Source organism: Zobellia russellii, from assembly GCF_044597075.1.
Lineage (GTDB): Bacteria > Bacteroidota > Bacteroidia > Flavobacteriales > Flavobacteriaceae > Zobellia > Zobellia russellii.
Genome location: NZ_CP139000.1, coordinates 4230663 through 4248853, shown reverse-complemented (window position 1 = coordinate 4248853; position 18191 = coordinate 4230663). Strand labels below are relative to the sequence as shown.

General features: G+C 39.0%; 15 protein-coding genes. 12 read left to right on the top strand and 3 right to left on the bottom strand.

Features of this window, described 5'->3' with window-relative positions:
• Positions 1-251 precede the first annotated feature (251 nt).
• Together SJY45_RS17470 and SJY45_RS17465 are read right to left on the bottom strand one after the other, a co-directional pair.
• Complete coding sequence (locus SJY45_RS17470; RefSeq protein ID WP_215438309.1) at positions 252-974, bottom strand: ribonuclease activity regulator RraA; 723 nt, start codon at positions 972-974, stop codon at positions 252-254.
• Positions 975-995: 21 nt separating this feature from the next.
• Positions 996-1964 (bottom strand): sugar phosphate isomerase/epimerase family protein, encoded by a 969-nt coding sequence (locus SJY45_RS17465; RefSeq protein ID WP_400072392.1) that lies wholly within the window; start codon positions 1962-1964, stop codon positions 996-998.
• Between the two features lie 101 nt (positions 1965-2065).
• Between SJY45_RS17465 and SJY45_RS17460 the strand changes: the two genes are divergently transcribed.
• The 12 genes from SJY45_RS17460 (at position 2066) to SJY45_RS17405 (ending at position 17753) form a co-directional block, all read left to right on the top strand.
• Positions 2066-2563, top strand: coding sequence for a shikimate kinase (locus SJY45_RS17460; protein ID WP_400072390.1), 498 nt, complete (start codon positions 2066-2068; stop codon positions 2561-2563).
• Positions 2564-2702: 139 nt separating this feature from the next.
• Positions 2703-4958, top strand: coding sequence for an alginate lyase family protein (locus SJY45_RS17455; RefSeq protein WP_400072388.1), 2256 nt, complete (start codon positions 2703-2705; stop codon positions 4956-4958).
• A gap of 10 nt (positions 4959-4968) precedes the next feature.
• On the top strand, positions 4969-5322 hold the full coding sequence (locus SJY45_RS17450; RefSeq protein ID WP_303405389.1) for a cupin domain-containing protein: 354 nt from the start codon (positions 4969-4971) through the stop codon (positions 5320-5322).
• A 540-nt stretch (positions 5323-5862) separates the two neighbouring features.
• The gene (locus SJY45_RS17445; RefSeq protein WP_400072386.1) at positions 5863-9075 is read left to right on the top strand and encodes a SusC/RagA family TonB-linked outer membrane protein; all 3213 of its coding nucleotides are present in this window, start codon (positions 5863-5865) and stop codon (positions 9073-9075) included.
• Between the two features lie 9 nt (positions 9076-9084).
• Complete coding sequence (locus SJY45_RS17440; RefSeq protein ID WP_400072384.1) at positions 9085-10422, top strand: RagB/SusD family nutrient uptake outer membrane protein; 1338 nt, start codon at positions 9085-9087, stop codon at positions 10420-10422.
• A 267-nt stretch (positions 10423-10689) separates the two neighbouring features.
• Positions 10690-11418, top strand: a complete 729-nt coding sequence (locus SJY45_RS17435) for a FadR/GntR family transcriptional regulator (protein WP_215438318.1) — start codon at positions 10690-10692, stop codon at positions 11416-11418.
• A gap of 227 nt (positions 11419-11645) precedes the next feature.
• On the top strand, positions 11646-12926 hold the full coding sequence (locus SJY45_RS17430) for an MFS transporter (RefSeq protein ID WP_400072381.1): 1281 nt from the start codon (positions 11646-11648) through the stop codon (positions 12924-12926).
• 37 nt (positions 12927-12963) lie between these two features.
• Positions 12964-13719 carry an SDR family NAD(P)-dependent oxidoreductase gene (locus SJY45_RS17425; RefSeq protein WP_400072379.1) on the top strand — a complete coding sequence of 252 codons (756 nt, stop codon included), beginning with the start codon at positions 12964-12966 and terminating at the stop codon, positions 13717-13719.
• Between the two features lie 55 nt (positions 13720-13774).
• On the top strand, positions 13775-14815 hold the full coding sequence (locus tag SJY45_RS17420) for a sugar kinase (protein ID WP_289061718.1): 1041 nt from the start codon (positions 13775-13777) through the stop codon (positions 14813-14815).
• A 17-nt stretch (positions 14816-14832) separates the two neighbouring features.
• Entirely contained in the window at positions 14833-16050 is a 1218-nt protein-coding gene (locus tag SJY45_RS17415) for a 6-phosphofructokinase (protein ID WP_400072377.1), read from the top strand.
• A gap of 81 nt (positions 16051-16131) precedes the next feature.
• Positions 16132-17400, top strand: a complete 1269-nt coding sequence (locus tag SJY45_RS17410; protein ID WP_400072375.1) for an NRAMP family divalent metal transporter — start codon at positions 16132-16134, stop codon at positions 17398-17400.
• Between the two features lie 191 nt (positions 17401-17591).
• Positions 17592-17753 carry a DUF1328 family protein gene (locus tag SJY45_RS17405; protein ID WP_194524557.1) on the top strand — a complete coding sequence of 54 codons (162 nt, stop codon included), beginning with the start codon at positions 17592-17594 and terminating at the stop codon, positions 17751-17753.
• Positions 17754-17926: 173 nt separating this feature from the next.
• Here the strand turns inward: SJY45_RS17405 and SJY45_RS17400 are convergent, their stop codons facing one another.
• Positions 17927-18112 (bottom strand): CsbD family protein, encoded by a 186-nt coding sequence (locus SJY45_RS17400; RefSeq protein WP_215438324.1) that lies wholly within the window; start codon positions 18110-18112, stop codon positions 17927-17929.
• Between the last annotated feature and the right edge of the window lie 79 nt (positions 18113-18191).

Here is an 18191-nt window from a genome sequence, read left to right as displayed (position 1 = left end):
TTTAATAAAATGATAAAAACTTAAAAAACAGTGATTTAAAAAGTAGGTATTCAGCCACAAATATACCCTAGGGTATATAGAACCGAAGGCAGTACCAGTTATGCAATTATCGATAATCTGCACATCAAATTTTACTTAAAATATTGCCGAGATCAACTACTGTTTTTTTTACCATTTCTGGTACCCGTTGTTATGTGTTTTATCCGTTAAAGGATACAATCCAACTATAGGCGTACCACCTTATACCTCATTCATAATTTATTCTTCAAAAACATCCATTGCTTAAATTGTGCGCTATATGCTTTATCCGTTAGCGGGTATAGACCTACAATAGACCTCCCTTTTTGAACTTCACTCATTACATAACTTTCAAACTGTGTCATTTGTAAACATTCATCGGCTACTATATCTGCAATTTCCGAGGGAATGACCATAACGCCATCATCATCTCCTACGATAAAATCACCGGGAAAAACAGCAACATCACCACAACCAATGGGCTCATTAACGGCAATAGCTTGGTGCAAAGTCAAATTGGTTGGGGCGGTAGGTCTGTTGTGGTAAGATGCAAAATTAAGGTCGGCAATTTCGCCCGCGTCTCTGAACCCACCATCCGTAACCATACCCTCAACCCCACGTACCATTAAGCGTGTAGCCAATATAGAACCTGCAGATGCCGCTCGGGCATCCTTTCTACTATCAATGACCAGAACATATCCTTTAGGGCATTCTTCTACGGCAACACGTTGCAAATGTCTAGGATTTTGAAATACCGTAATAGGATTTAAGTCTTCCCTAGCAGGAATATAACGGAGTGTATAGGCTTTACCCACCATGGTAGGTTTTCCGCTCTTCACCGGCTTCACATCCTGTATAAACTGGTTCTTTAATCCTTTTTTGAACAAACAGGTAGCAATAGTAGCTGTGCTTACCTTTCTAAGTTTGTCCGTTGTAGTTTCACTTTTTTCTGCCATGTTCAGGTTGTTTAGGTTTTATTATTCTGCTTTTGCCCATGTCTCTTTTAGAAAGGTAAGGTCCTTTTTCATTTTGGCATATACTTGGTCCTTATCCATGGTAATTTTTTTTGCACCGTGTTCAGCACCTCCAAGATCATATTCTAGGTGTAGCGATACAGGTACGTTTATCTTATATTTTTTTAATAAAGAAAAATAGCGATTAAAATCTACCATGCCTTCCCCTAAAGGTGTATTTACCGGCTTCCATTGGCCATTGACCTTTCCCCATTTAAAATCTTTTATAACTATTGACCTTATATACGGAGCAATACGCCGCAAATCCAATTCCCAACTCATACCTCCCTCTACAACTGCATGGCGTATATCATATTGGCAACCCAAATACCTACTCTCAGCAGATGGTAATAAAGGAGGCATGTCCCAAATAGGAGCCCCAACATGGTTTCCTGCGTGATTCTGATAACACCCTATCAAATCTAGATTACCGTTTACCATCTCTAGTTCCTTAAAAAGTTTCTGGTAAGTTCGTTGACAATCCTCTATACTTTGGTCATCAGGATAACTGAGCCACCCGGTCCTATAATGTGTTATACCCAACTTACTAGCTGTTTTCAGTACTTTTTTGTCAACATCCGTTTTAAATTCGAGAACATTGGTTGTCATCATTTTTGGACTAAGCCCATACTTTTTCATGGCCTCAATAGCCTTAGGCAAGTCGCGCTCCACATTTTCCGGAAGAATATGTCCCTTGGGCCTCACGGTTAAATCCAAACCATTAAATCCTATTTTGGAAGCTACTTCAGACATTCCTTCATACCCTAGAAATTGCAAGTGTTTTGAAAACAAATAAATCTGAAGCTCATTATCGGATTCATAGGGTCCTGATGAAAACGAACTTACCAGCGGCAAAACAGGTATTGCCAAAAGTCCAAAACCAGATTTTTTCAAGAAGTTTCTACGGTCCTTCGTACGTTCAGAATTACTCATAATTAGCTATTTAAGGTATATTTTTTTACTTAACATTTTGTTAATAGCCAAATATAGTTATATTTGGTAAACCAAATTGGTTAACCAATTTTTTTTAACAGATGAAGAAAAAAGAAAATTTTATTGTTATTCTAGTAGGCCTTTGCGGTACCGGAAAGAGCATTGCCGGTCAGAAAATTGCACAAAAACTAGAAATCCCCTTTTTTGATGCCGATGTTGTTCTTCACCCTGAATTACAGGAAGATAAGAAAAATAATAATACCAACTCCAAATGGTTATCTGCCATTACAAACCTTATTGAAGAAGAGTTCTCAAAAAAGGGCTGCGTAGTTTCTTGCTCCATATTAAAGAAAGAGCAACGACTACAACTTTCTGAGAATCTAGGCCATGAAATTGATTGGATTTTTATGAGCGGTACCTACGAAGCTATAAACCAACGCATAGAAACAAGTGGTACTCAACGACAAACTGAATCTTCACTAGAGTCCGACTTTCAACTTTTAGAGATTCCTAAGCGGGCTTTGACCGTAGATATTTCTTTTTCGGAACAGGAAATTGTAGATACCATCCTAAAATATCTAGCACGTAAATACGGTTGAAAAGTTGTTAAAAACAGTAAACCGTTAAAATTCAAGATATAATACCCCAATAATTTGCTCAACAAAAAAATATTTCTATTTTTGGTAAACCAAACTGGTTAACCAATTTAATTATCTGATTTTGGTCTAATACACGAACATGATAAAGAGCCAATTTAAAATTACTTTACAAATTCTAACCTTCTTATGGTTTGTATCCTTTAATGGATACACCCAAGAGCACCCTAGTCTTATATTAACAAAAGACGGAGTTCAGAAAATAAGGAAAGAATTAGGTAATGTGCCTCTTTTTGATGCTTCTTTAGAACACGTAAAAGCTGAAGTAGATGCGGAAATCGCCTTGGGTATAGATACGCCAATTCCAAAAGATTACTCCGGGGGGTACACGCATGAACGTCACAAACGCAATTTTCTAACCCTCCAAAAAGCTGGTGTACTTTATCAAATTTTAGACGATGAAAAGTACGCTGAATACGTAAAAGCAATGTTGTTTCAGTACGAGGCCATGTATAAAAATTTGCCCGTACATCCGCAAACGCGCTCCTATGCCCGTGGCAAACTATTCTGGCAATGCCTGAACGACTCCAACTGGTTAGTGTATGTTAGCCAAGCGTACGATTGCGTTTACAATTACCTTACTCAAAAAGAGCGCAAGCAGTTGGAGAAAAACCTTTTTAGACCTTTTGCCAATTTTATATCCATAGATAATCCCCAATTCTATAACCGTGTTCATAATCACAGTACCTGGGGAAACGCCGCCGTAGGCATGATCGGTTTAGTAATGGGTGATGATGAATTGGTACACCGTGCCCTATATGGTATTGAAGATGACGGATTACCTATAGGTGCAAAAGATAATGACGGAGGATTTATAAAAAAGGAAGGCCAAGAGGTAGGTTTTCTTGCCAATGTAAACGAACCTTTTTCTCCGGACGGTTATTATACTGAAGGCCCCTATTACCAAAGATATGCCATGTACCCATTTTTAATTTTTGCTCAAGCACTGCACAACGTAAGGCCCGAAGTAAAGATTTTTGAACATAAGGACAGCGTACTCCTAAAATCAGTAAATGTACTTCTCAACCTTTCTGATGCGGATGGAGAGTTTTTTCCGTTGAACGATGCGCAAAAAGGAATGTCCTATAAATCACGTGAAGTGGTTACCGCTGTAGATATAGCCTACCAATACGGAGGGCACAACCCACAACTACTGAGTATTGCCAATGAACAAGGCCAAGTTTTATTGGATGACTCCGGGCTAGCCGTGGCACTGGGTATTAGAAATGGTGAATCCACAAAATTCCAAAAAAAGTCCATCAATCTTACAGATGGTGCCAATGGAAACGAAGGAGGTGTAGCTATCCTTAGATATGGTAATGAAGACATGGCGCTAGTCTATAAATATGCCGCACAAGGTTTAAGTCATGGCCACTATGACAAACTATCCTTTTCGCTCTATGAAAAAGGAACAGAAATAGTTCAGGATTACGGTTTGGCGCGTTTTGTAAATATAGAACAAAAAGGAGGCGGCAATTATTTAAAAGAAAATAAAACTTGGGCCAAACAAACCATTGCCCACAATACCTTGGTGCAAAACCAGACCTCGCACTTTAATGGAACCTATGAAATTGGCAGTAAGCACCACTCAGAACTTTACTTTTTTGATGCTTCGGACACCAATCTAAAAATCGTTAGTGCCAAAGAAAGTAACGCCTATCCCGGAACGGAAATGCAAAGAACCATGGCACTTATTAAAATTGATGATTTTGAAAGGCCTTTTGTTCTGGACATTTTAAAAGTTGCGTCGCAAACAAAAAATCAATATGACCTCCCCTTCTATTTCATGGGACAAGTTATACAGACCAATTTTGACTTTAGTTTCCCTAAGATAGTAGAACCTTTGGGAGGTGAAAACGGCTATCAACATATTTGGTCGGAAGGTTTGGGCCATCCCAATGCAGACAACAGCAAACTAAGTTGGCTTGAAAATGGAAAGTTCTACACATTGACCACTGCCAGCCAAAAAGAAGATGAACTACAATTTGTTCGTATTGGAGCCAACGATCCTGAATTTAATTTAAGGAGGGATGCAGGCCTTATCATCAGAAGAAAAAATACACAGAATACCACATTTGTTTCGGTAATAGAATCGCACGGAAACTATAGTCCGGTTTCTGAGTTTTCGGTTAACTCAAATAGTGCAATATCTAAAATAGAACTTGTGTCAGATACAAAAGAATACACGTCCGTAATAATACAAATCAAGGCTAATGGAGAAAAACTAATGCTCGTAATGGCCAACAATGATAAAGATCCGGACAAAGAACATACTATAAAAATTAAGAACAAGGAGTACCGCTGGACGGGTCCTTATATATTTATCAAAATCAAATAAATTATAGATTATGGAAACTTTTGGAGCAAGTAAAGAATTTTTAATAGGAGAAGATATCCCGTGGGAGACTGTAGGCGAAGGTGTTCAGCGTCAGATTATGGGGTATGATGATAAAATTATGCTTGTAAACGTAAAATTTGACAAAGGCGGAATTGGGCCAATGCATGAACACTATCATTCACAAGTAACCTATGTAGTTAGCGGAAAGTTTGAAATGACCATAGGAGAAGAAACAAAAATCCTTAAAGGAGGCGACTCTTTCTATATTCCACCTCATGTTATGCACGGGACAACATGCCAAGAAGCAGGGGTATTAATAGACGTCTTCAGTCCAATAAGAGAAGATTTTATGGCTAAAAAGTAAGCCAGAGATTAAACAAGGGAGTCATTTGTGCAAGTGGTAGCACCACAACTACTGCCGTACTCCCTTTCCACAAAGACGGTTTAAATGGTATTTAATTATCATTTTAACAAAATGTAGTTCTTTAAAATAGTAGATAGCCAATTTTAACACCAACTTTTCTTGATATTAATTTTTATTTAACAAACTATTAAGTTATATTTGGTAAACCAAATTGGTTAACCAAAATGGAAAACCAATTAAACTATAAAATTTAGGCTAATATTAATTAAAGAAACAATTCATGAAAGTATAAGGTACCCAATAAAAAAAGGATGGGTGCACGCCCATCCTTTTAAACTGAAATTACTTCATTCTGAAGGGAAGTAATACTAAGAACATGTACATTTTACTATACACGCTCATTACAAAAATACAAAAATTCAGGGATCTTAATGAGTTTCGTGCATTAGTAAGTTGAAGATTGAATGAGATGATGCTGATCATCCTCATTTGGGGCTCTAGCCTTAAACCGATGAACATTACTAACTTAACATTATTCAAATGAATTTAAAAACTCAACTAACACTTATAGCTTTATTGTGTCTCAACATATCGCTATTTGCCCAAGATGGATCTGCCATAACCGGTACGATCGTAGACGAGGCCAATGTACCTATTCCCGGTGTAAACGTAATTATAACGAGAACTACAACAGGTACTTCCACAGACTTTGATGGAATTTATTCTATTAACGCTTCCAGCGGAGATATTCTTCAATTTTCCTACATTGGTTATGTAACTCAAAACAAAACCGTAGGCAGTCAGTCAACCATAAACATAACCATGGTTGAAGATGCCGCCCTATTGGAAGAAGTTGTAGTAGTGGGTTATGGTACGCGAAAAAAATCGCACCTAACCGGAGCTGTTTCAAAAGTAGGCGGTGACGAAGTAGCCGCTATTCAAGCGGCCCGTGTAGATGATGCATTGGCCGGTAAATTACCAGGTGTATTAATCCAAAATCAAGATGGTGCACCAGGTGCAGATCCAAAGATTCAGGTAAGGGCTGCTTCATCTATCTCAGGAGATTCCAGCCCATTAATCGTTGTAGACGGCTACCCAATTTCAGGAAGTCTGGCCACAGTTAACCCTAACGATATTCAAAGCTTAGAGGTTTTAAAAGATGCTGCTTCTGCTGCAATTTATGGCTCTAGGGGAGCTAACGGTGTAATCCTGATTACCACTAAAAAAGGTAGGTCGGGCAAAGCTACTTTTAGCTATAACGCTTACACCAGTTTTTCCAGCAAATACAGAGACAACATACTAGTTTCAGGACCTGAATGGGCGGAGCATTCACGAGCTGAGATTGCTGCGGGTAACTGGGCCGGTACGGTAGAGACTAATGATCCTGCTTTCTTGGAATATAGATTAAATGCTTATGAAAATTCTCCAGGAGCAATAAGCCCAGAAGATTGGCTTTTTCAAAATGGAAGCACCGTAAGCCACGATTTTAGTATGAGCGGAGGAACAGATGATGTAAATTATTTTGCTTCTATAGGCTATCAAAATGCCGAAGGTGTTGTTAGAACACAAGGCTATGAAAGACTCAACGCACGTTTAAATATTGACGCCAAATTAGGAGAGAAATTTAAAACCGGATTAAATTTCAATGGTTTTACTTCTCATAGAGACATTTTAGGTCACGATATGAGAGATTTATTAAGATCCTATGGTGTACATCCAGTTTATCATACTAATGAATCCATTGCTTTTGTTCAACAATTAGACGCTCAAGCTCAAGCCTTAGGACTGGCACCATTTGACAATGGTTATAGAGGTTCTGGTTACGAAGCGAATAGCATCTACACTCTAGAACCAGGAATGGCCGCACAAGATTGGCATTATGGTAGAGCTAACAATGGTATTGGTGGTTCCGGTGATGCAGGTCCTGCCGCTAAGCTTGACAATACAGATAGTTGGGAAAAGACATTTTTTGGAAATGTTAGTGGTTACTTACAGTACAGTATTATAGACGGATTGAACATAAAAACGGTACTAGGTGGAGACCTTAGAGATACCCAAGCTTATCAACACAGATTACTTGGATTTGACTCCAGGGCAAGAGATTCTCAAACTTTCAGAGATCAAACAGATTTAAAAGTATCTTCTGTATTAAGTGAAACTACGCTTAACTATGCCAAGGTAATAGGTAAACACGATATTTCTGGAGTTGCTGGTCTTGAATTTCAAACCACAACTTTTAAAGGAACTGCTTTAGACGGTGCAAATGTACCAGAAGGCGATATTCTTAATTACAACCTATTTACCCCTGCGGACATAACCGTGACCGAAAGAGACGAAACTAGAGTAAGAGAAAGTGTTTTCGGAAGAGTTAACTATGCCTATGACGATCGTTTCCTAATATCTGCTTCAGTTAGAAGAGATGGTGATTCTCGTTTTGGAGCCAATAAGAGATATGAAACTTTCCCAGCCCTATCTTTAGGATGGAACATTCATAATGAAGCCTTCTTAGAAAACAGTGAAACTTTAAGTCAGTTCAAACTAAGGTTCAGCACAGGTTCCCTAGGTACAACTTCTTTCTTAGGTTCTTATGATGCCTTAAGCCTTTTAGACCCTCAAGCAACAGTTTACGGAACTGGTTTTCTAATTCCTGACAACGTAGCAAATGCAGATTTAACGTGGCAGACCAACACGGAGACCAACTATGGTGTTGATTTAGGTTTGTTTAACAACAGAATTAGATTGGGTGTGGATTATTACACTTCCGATATTGAGGATATCTTAATTAACCAAAGTGTTTCCGAAGTATTGGGAACCACTTCAATTGTTCTCAATTCCGGAGATGTTAGAAGTTCCGGTTTAGAATTTGAATTGAATGCGAGCGTTATACAATCAGATAATTTCTCTTGGAGTTTTGGAGCCAACCTATCTACAGTTGAAACCGAAATTACAGATTTGGGAGGTTTGGACGAACTACCTCAAGCCATCTACGGACAAAGTGGTAGAGGCCCTGTATTTAGAAACTATGTAGGTGGAGAAATTGGTGAAATGTGGGGATTAGAAACCATTGGAGATGTTGAAATGAGATATTTAGCAGATGGAACAAGACACCCAAACAATCAATCCGGGGAATCCTATATTGTAGATCAAAACGGTGATGGCGTTATAGACAACACAAAGAGTGTTGAAGATGGTGGAGATTTAGTGAAAATAGGACAGAATACACCTGATTTTTACTGGGGTATGTCTCATAATCTTAATTACAAATCTTTTGATATGTCCTTTCAACTTCAAGGATCTCATGGAGCGGAAGTTTACAATATAGACCCTTTATACTACGAATCGCAATGGGGCGGAAGATTAGTAAGCACTTTTGATGCCGTTGGAGCTTTTGAAGATGATGGCGTAACACCAAAAGGTGATGGTATTGCCGATCACAACGGTGAGTTCTATACAGCTAACAGAAACCAAACAGATGCCGTAATACAAGATGCTTCTTATGTAGCCTTGAGAAACTTAACTATTGGTTACACATTAGATTCTGATGTAACGAGTCAAATAGGTATAAACTCCGTTAGATTATATGCCGCCGCAACTAACTTATTGTACTTATGGGCAGATAATTATACTTCATATAACCCAGAAGGTGTACAGACTGCAGGTAGTGATTACTTAGGACCAACAACTTACGGTGCTCAAGTAGGTGCAAGTCCAATTGTAAGAAGCTTTACTATCGGTTTAAATGTTAACTTTTAAATAAAAGAAATGAAAAACATATATAATTTATTGGGATTGTTGCTAATCATAACCGCATGTGATAGTGATCTAGATCAAGTTCCGCCAAATATTGCCAGTTCAGACTCTTTAACAGATTTTGATGGTGTTTTAAATGCGGCATATTATTATCAACTTGGTACCACTACGCCAATGGCAGTAATGGGTGAATTTAGAGCGGACAACGCTTTTATGGATGAAGCACCTTATACCGAGTTCGATACCTATAACGGAGGAATAACCGCTATGGAAGACCAATTCTTTGGCCCTTTCTATACCGCTTTGTACAAATCCATATTGAGTGCAAACAATGTAATAGAAAACTCAACGAATGTTACAGATATAGCCGAAGCAAAATTTCTTAGAGCCTTATCTTACTTTAAGTTGGTTCAAGTTTTTGGTGATGTTCCTGTAAACTTGTCCGCAGCACCTAGCCTAACGGATTCATCTATTTTAGAAAGACAACCCGCTACTAATGTTTATAATAACGTAATCATTCCTGATTTGAAGGATGCAATTGCCGCTTTGGACATTGAAATTGTAAACGGAAGAGCCTCTAAATATGCCGCTCAAGGATTGTTGGGAAAAGTATATGCCACTATGGGCGATTATTCCAGTGCCGAACCTCATTTGGCCGCCGTTGTAAACGGAGCTGCAGCTGCCGGAATAAGCCTCAAAGATAATTTTAACGAAGTTTTTGGTGCCGCCAATGAGGTAGAGAATTCTGAAATAATATTTTCTTCGCGAATAGAAAGTTCTATTACAGACGAATATTCATTTGCTTCTCGCTTCTGGAACTGGTTTGTGGGAGACGATTCAAAAGCTGATTTCCCGGTTGACCCGGACCTAGTTGCCGCATTTGATGAAAGTGGTGCTAACGGTGGTGGTACAGACTTAAGAAAAGCAGTAACGCTTGACTCATTGGGTACTACTGCCATAAAATTCCCAAAAGAAGGAGGTTTAGGTGGTGATCATGACTGGATTGAACTAAGGTTAGCTGATGTTATTTTATTATATGCTGAAACATTAAACGAAAATGGTGCTCCCGCTACAACCGTACTACCCCTATTGGACGATATAAGATCACGAGCCGGTTTAACCAGCTTAACCGGAACCATAACCACACAAGCAGATGTGAGGCAAGCCATTCTTGATGAAAGAAGATTAGAGTTGGCCTTTGAAGGACAAAGATGGTTTGATTTGGTAAGAACAGGGTCTGTAGATGCCGAAATGGGAGAAACAATTAATAGCAATTACCATTTATTCCCAATTCCAATCTCAGAAGTATTGGCAAGTGGTGGTGTTATCACCCAAAACCCTGGTTACTAATTACAGTATCAAAGGTTAATGAACTGATAACGAACGTCTAAAAACATTCGTAATAAATACAAATAAAGAATAGTAGAATTGTTGTTTTGAGTTAGATTGAGAGTAATTTTGCCGACTCGCTCACCACGGGTCGGTAAAATTCAAAAAACGCTTAGAACACCCCTAAAATCGTAACTTTTTTAATTCAAGAAATACTTTTTTTGTAGTTTAGAATTTTATAATTTTAACAAACCAATCTGGTTAACCAATTTATAATATACATCAAATATGAAGTTAGAAATACTTACAAAACATGAGAACAAAGAAGTTCAAAATGCAATCATTTCTAATATTCGTGATTTAATCAATTACAAAAATCTAGAACCAGGTGATAAGTTGCCTGCAGAACGTGTACTTTCCGAAAAGTTTGGTGTAAGTAGAAGTAACGTTCGCGAGGCCATTCAAAAGCTTGAGTTCTACGGTATTTTAAACTCAAAACCGCAGAGCGGAACGTTCATTGCCGAGATTGGTCAAATTGCCATGAACGGTATGATAGATGATATTTTGAGTTTGGAAGATCAAGATTTCAAATCATTGGTTGAAACCAGGATTTTACTGGAACTAAAAACGGTTAAATTGGCTGCTTTAAGAAGAACCGATGAAGACCTAGAACGCCTAAAATCTGCTTTTGATGCTTACAAGACCAAGATGATAGCTGGCGAAGATTGTTTGGAAGAGGATTTGCTCTTTCACCTTGCCATAGCTTCGGCAAGTAAAAATAGTACAATGAATACCCTTATGCTATTGATAACCCCAGAGATTATCGTTGCATATGACAAAGACCGTGTCTGTGATGGAGATGTTGCATTGGCAGAAGTAAAAAAGCACGAAGACATCTATTTGTCCATATTGGAACAAAACCCGCAAAGAGCCAAAGAAACAATGAAATTACACTTTGCCAAATTGTACGATTACATTTATGGCGAAGACAGAAAAGTAAAAATACTAGAAGGATAAAAGTGCACGATTTATCTTTTTACAATTCATATACTGAAGGGAAACTAATACTAAAAAAGCTTATCCAATGAAGGTAAACGGCTAAAGTCGAACATACCAATCCTATTACACAACACGTATTTAAACATCTTAAATACAGGCTTTTAGAACTAATAATTCTCCTATCCCATAGAACTAGGACAGCCATTCGTGTATCCAATTATAAAGAATAATTTAAAAGAACGAAGATGAAAGTCAAAGGTTTAAGATGGTGGGTTATAGCCCTAATTTGTTTGGCAACGGTCATTAATTATATAGACCGTACCGCTTTTGGTGTTATGTGGCCAGAGATGGGCAAAGATTTGGGAATGGATGAGTCGGATTATGCCATTATGCTCAATGTTTTCATGATTACCTATGCTGCCGGAAAGTTTCTGTCCGGTAAGCTTTACGATATGATAGGTACCCGTATGGGGTTTGTCGTTTCCATAGTAGTGTGGTCCGTAGCGTCAATATTACACGCTTTTGCCAGAGGCCTAATTTCCCTAACACTTTTTAGGGCTATGCTAGGTTTAGGCGAAGCAGGTAACTGGCCAGGTGCGGTTAAAAGCAATGGCGAATGGTTTCCCGTTAAGCAAAGGGCCATTGCACAAGGTATTTTTAATGCAGGTGCATCATTGGGAAGTGTAATAGCACCCGTACTGATCGCTTATTTATATGGTCATTTCGGATGGCGTTCCACCTTTATCATCATTGGAGCCATTGGGTTGTTGTGGGTCATTCCGTGGTTGTTCATCAACAAGGCCAAACCGGAGAAACACCCATGGATAACAGAAGAAGAACAAAAATTGATTCTTGCCGATAAAATTGCTTTAGGCCCTTCAACGGAGGAAAAGGAAAAAGGCCTTTCCGTGGCAAAAATCCTAAGCTACAAAGAATCATGGGGAGTACTTTTGTCCCGCTTTTTTATAGAGCCTATTTGGTGGTTGTTCGTTGGTTGGATGCCACTTTACCTCAACTCTAAATTTGGTTTTAGCATTGAGGAAATAGGGTCTACTATTTGGATTTCCTATCTAGGCGGTATGGCGGGCAGCATCATAGGAGGCTGGTATTGCGGTAAACTCATGGAGACCAAAACTGTAGATGCGGCAAGAAAGATTACGATAACCATTGGCGGCGCATTGATTTTCATGGGTCTACTCGGAATAATTTTCTTAGTAACGGAAAAGAACCCTATGACGTTTATTTATATCGTGGCAGTGGTACTCTTTGGCTTTCAATTTGCCATCGGTAATATTCAAACTATTTCAAGTGATCTTTTCCGCGGACCATCTGTGGGTACCTTGGCCGGTTTGGCAGGTACCGTTGCGGCAGTATCGGTTATCATAATGAACTCATTGATTCCTATGATAGCATCTGTATCATATACCCCCGCATTTATTGTCATCGCGGTACTATCTCCTCTTGCAGTACTATCAATATTTGGATTAATAAAGAGAATACGACCCGTAGAATTCGAGTCGGTTTAATACATATAAAAATTCACTAACAGTAACTAACATAGAAATGAAAGGAAAAGTAGCAGTAATAACAGGAGCAACAGGTGGAATAGGTTTCGCCGTGGCAAAAAGATTAGGGCAAGATGGGTATACCGTTATCCTTAACGGCATAGACAATGAAGCCGGTGCGCAGAGAGTAAAAGAACTAACTGCAGAGGGCATTGATGCGGAATATTACGGTTTTGATGTAACCAATGAAGAAGCCGTAACCAAAAACATAAAGGCAATTGGCGAAAAGTATGGAAAAATAGATACCCTTGTAAACAACGCAGGTGGTCTAGGTGGCCGATCTAGATTTGAAGAAATGACCACGGAATTTTATAGATCTGTTATGGCGTTAAATCTAGATTCTACATTTTTCGCATCAAGAGCAGCTATACCTTTCCTTAAAAAAGGAGAAGATGCATCCATTATCAACTATACCTCAAACGCAGCTTGGACCGCTGGCGGACCAGGAGCTGGTATCTATGGAACTTCAAAAGCAGGTGTTCACACCATTACCAAAGCTTTGGCAAAAGATTTGGCCGAATACGGTATTAGGGTAAACGCGGTATCTCCAGGTACTATAGACACCCCTTTTCATGCACAGATCAAAGCTACAAAACCAGAAGTTTTTGCTTCATGGGCCAACAGCATTATGTTGGGTAGATTAGGCCAGCCTGAAGATGTAGCCGGTGTGGTATCTTTCCTAGCGAGCAGCGACGCTAAATTCATTACCGCAGAAACCATCCAAATTGGTGGCGGGCAAGCTTTAGGAATCTAACGGTATATATCTAAAACTAGCACTTAAGAACAGTAATACAGTAACACAATTTGAAATGAAAAAAGTAGTAACCTTTGGAGAAATAATGTTGCGTTTAGCTCCTCCGGGATTTTTAAGATTTTCACAAGCCAATACTTTTGATGTTGTTTATGGCGGAGGCGAGTCTAACGTAGCCGTATCGCTCGCCAATTATGGCGTTCCCGTAGATTTTGTGACGCGTTTACCAAAGAACGATATTGGGGAATGCGCACTTATGGAAATGCGAAAAAGAGGTGTAGGAACGGATAAGATTGTCTATGGTGGCGACCGTCTAGGAATTTATTTTCTAGAAACGGGTGCCGTTTCCCGTGGGTCTAAAGTGGTTTATGACCGCGCTCATTCCGCTATTTCTGAGATAGAATCCGGTATGATAGACTGGGATTCTGTTTTTGAGGGTGTGGAGTGGTTTCACTGGACAGGTATTACACCAGCTATCTCACAAGGTGCTGCAGATGTTTGTTTGGAAGCCGTGAAAGCTGCCAGTGCAAAAGGCATAACTATTTCAACCGATTTAAATTACAGAGCCAAGCTTTGGAACTATGGAGGTGATAGAGAAGCTATCATGACCGAACTTACTTCTTACTGTGATATTATTTTAGGGAACGAAGAAGATGCAGAGAAACACTTTGGTATTCACCCTGAAGGTCTTGATGTTCATAAGGATGGTGCCGATGTTAAAGCGGAAGCGTTCTTATCAGTCTGTAAGCAAATGATGAAAAAATTCCCAAAAGCCAAAAAGGTAATTACAACGTTAAGGGGCTCTATTTCTGCTTCTCACAATACGTGGGCAGGTGTATTATGGGATGGTTCCAAAATGTACGAAACACGTCAGTACCAAATTACGGATATTGTGGATCGTGTTGGTGGTGGTGATTCTTTTATGGGCGGATTGATTTACGGATTATTGAAATACCCAGAAGATGACCAGAATGCTCTAGACTTTGCCGTAGCGGCATCCTGTTTAAAGCATACTATAAAAGGTGATGCCAACTTGGTTACCGTAAGTGAAGTAGAAAAGCTAATGGGCGGTGACGCTTCGGGAAGAGTTGCCCGCTAATATTTAAAACTTGAAACATGGCTTCTAAAAAATCGATATTGATTATTTGTGGTGGAGGCCCTGCTCCGGGCATTAACGCTGTAATAAGCACAGTAGCCAAAATTTTTCTGAAAGATGGCTATCGCGTACTGGGACTTCACGAAGGTTTTAAGGGAATTTTTTCCGAGGAACCCCAAATAAAGGAATTCGATTTTCCTCATGCAGACCGTATTTTTAGTCGAGGTGGTTCTACTCTTATTATGAGTAGATTCAAACCCAGCGATGAAAAAATAAACACGAAGCTTTTTTCAGATAATAATGTAAAACTATTGGTCAGTATTGGCGGTGATGACACCGCCTCTACGGCCAATAGAATTACAGGGTATCTGTCCAAAGAAAACATCTTTATTTCAAACATTCACGTACCCAAAACAATTGATAATGATTTACCCCTACCCGACCGGAATCCAACTTTTGGATTTCATTCGGCCAAGGACGAAGGTGTTCGTATAGGCAATACCACTTATGAGGACGCCCGTACCAGTCAAAACTGGTTCGTTATGTCTACCATGGGTCGTTCTGCCGGACATTTGGCATTTGGTATAGCCACCAGCTGTCATTTTCCCATGATGGTCATTCCCGAAATGTTCAACAAGACTTCCATCACTTTTGATAAGGTGGTTCGCTTGATTATTTCATCCATCATAAAGCGAAAAACACTGAACATTAATTATGGTGTAGCACTGGTTAGCGAAGGTGTTTTTCACATTATGCCGGATAGCGAACTGGACCATTGCGGCATTAACTTTACCTATGATGATCACGGCCATCCGGAATTGGGCAATGTAAGCAAGTCTCACATCTTTAACATGCTGGTCCAATCAAAATTGAAAGAACTGGGTATAAATATAAAAAGTAGACCTGTAGAACTTGGCTACGAGCTTAGATGTTGCAGACCTATAGGGTTTGACCTAACTCTTTGTACACTCCTGGGGCTTGGCGTAAAAAAACTATTTGACCAAGGTGTTAGTGGTTGTATTGTTACCGCAAATTCCAAAGGTGAAGTAACGCCGTTATTTTTAGAAGATTTACAAGGCGAAGATGGTAAAATTGCTCCTCGTCTAGTGGACATAGATTCGGAATTTGCTCGACTTTGTTTTCAGAACATGCACTTTATTGAGGAGGCCGATTATGAAGCTACAAAAGCCTATTTACCAGACCCTGAACGCTATGATTTCAATAAAATCCTAGCTTAATTGGCGTAGTCATTAAGTTGAATACAACTTACATTTTACCTCTTCCCCAAAAAGTTTTATATCACCAAAAAGTATCCCAACATGGCAGAACAAAAGACTAGTTTTTGGAAAAAAATAATCGCCTTGGCACTTGCTTTTGGTCCGGGTATTTTTGCTATTGGGTATACTATTGGAACCGGAAGTGTAACCTCTATGATCGTAGCGGGCAGCACCTATGGTATGCAGTTGTTATGGGTTTTGGTATTGAGTTGTATTTTCTCTGGAATGCTGATGTACGCCTATGGAAATTATGCATTGGTAACTGGAGAAACGGCCCTATACGCGTTTAAAAAACATCTAAAATGGGGAAAACCCATTGCCATTTTAATCATTCTGGGCGTTTCGTTCGGGCAGTGGAACTCACTTATGGGAATACTTGGTATTTCGGCAAATATCATCTTTGAGATATTTTTGATTTACTTCCCCTCATTGGCCGATTATCAATATGAGTTGGTTTTGACCATTGCTATCTTGGTTATTGCTATTATGTATCGTTTTCTGTTAATAGGAAAGTATGTTTTCTTCGAGAAAATATTGGTGATTTTCGTTACGATTATGGGACTCTCTTTCTTTGTTTCCCTTTTTATGGTCTACCCCTTACCTTTAGAAGTAGCCAAAGGGCTTATCCCAACTGTTCCAAAAGTAGAAGGAGGAGGAATGATGGTTGCCGCTTTTGTGGGCACCACTATGGCAGCAGCAACCTTCTTGTCTCGTCCTTTATTCGTTAAGGGAAAAAAATGGACCATTGCACACCTTAAACAACAAAAAAAGGATGCCATAATAGCGGCCTCACTTGTATTCGTAATCAGTGCAGCCGTAATGGCCGTAGCCTGTGGAGCCCTATTTCACCAAGGCCGGCCCGTTACCAAAGTTTTGGATATGGTAAACACCTTGGAACCCGTTGCCGGAAAGTTTGCGCTTACCCTTTTCTTTTTTGGCACGTTAAGCGCCGGTCTTTCCTCTATTTTCCCCTGTTTACTTATCGCTCCTATTCTCCTTGCGGATTATCAATCCGGCGAATTGGACACAAGTTCTAAGCAATTTAAGACCATTACTGCCATTGCCTGTCTATTCGCTCTAATAGTGCCCGTATTTGGTGCCAACCCTATTGAAATGCAGATTGTTTCTCAGGTTTTTAATGTTTTTGTCCTACCGTTGGTAATCTTGGGAATTATACTACTGTGTAACAACTCCAAATTGATGCACACACATAAAGCCGGACTTCTTCTTAACATTGGGCTTTTTGCCGCGCTATTCTTCTCTATTGTAATCTCTTATAACGGAGCTATAGCCCTTTTGGACTATTTCTAAAATGGTATTGAATGCTGTTCCAGCGTCCCATTTTATTATCAATGTTGCTGAGTCCCTACGGAAATACAGTTAGTTTTAAATTGCATACAGTCAAGGTCATCCACTTCATTTTAAGACCTTTACCTTAAATGATACAAACTACAAATTGTATCAAAAAAACAATTTATTACTAATCATAAAAACCACAAGATATGTTACGTTGGACAGTTATATTTATCATATTAGCCATTATCGCAGGAGTATTCGGATTTGGAGGAATCGCTGCAGGTGCCGCTAGTATTGCCAAGATTTTATTTTTCATCTTTATCGTACTTTTTATAATCAGCTTGATTATGGGACGTAAAAAGATTTAGAGACCAATAACTCATACACTAAGGATTAAAGGATAGCTTTTGGCCATCCTTTTTTTTTGCAAGAACGCTGAACAACTTCCTGTTCCTTCAATTTTAAATATATCTAAAAATAACATACAAAAAGGCCCGAGCGTAAATGCCCGGGCCTTCTTACTTTTTAAACTACAACTGTATTACCAGCTTGCAATTTCTGCTTTCAATTCTTCTTTTCCTTTTCCAACTTTTTCCTGTACCCTTCCGAGCATTTCATCAAATTTGCCTTCGGAATAGGTTACGTCGTCATCGGTAAGGTTTCCGTATTTCTGTTTGAGTTTTCCCTTTACTTGGTTCCACTTTCCTTCTAATTGTTCTTGATTCATCTTTATTATTTTATGTGATTAAACTTCAACTTAACTGTACTTAAAATTAGCAATGAAAATTGCCAACAAGTAATACAAA